The sequence below is a fragment of the Virgibacillus sp. M23 genome (assembly GCF_034190895.1).
GTDB classification, from domain to species: domain Bacteria; phylum Bacillota; class Bacilli; order Bacillales; family Amphibacillaceae; genus Virgibacillus; species Virgibacillus salarius.
The window spans coordinates 1-255 of the sequence record NZ_JAWDHA010000419.1 but is presented as its reverse complement, the minus strand read 5'-3'; the positions used below and the strand labels follow the sequence as shown (position 1 = coordinate 255).

The 255-nt window shown below is 36.1% G+C and carries 1 pseudogene; it reads right to left on the bottom strand.

Annotated elements, in window-relative coordinates:
* Positions 1-255: pseudogene (locus tag RVS70_RS23250) on the bottom strand (IS5/IS1182 family transposase); the annotation flags it as partial.

Sequence of the window (255 nt, the reverse complement as noted above, 5' to 3'; positions counted from 1 at the left end):
ACGAAAGGTTCGTTTAAATCCGGCTTTATCTGTTCGATTCGATAGATATTGAAAAGGTACCTTCTTTCCGTTTGGGCAAGTAAAGAAGTCGCTGTCTGAATCATAGTCCCAGTTTGACACATAAAAAGGATTTTCTTTATATTTCTTTTTCTTTTCCATCCGATAGGAATTATACGTAATGAGTGGAGTTCTATTTCGATGTAATACCTCACTATAATTTTGTTCACTACCATAACCGGCGTCAGCGACAATATA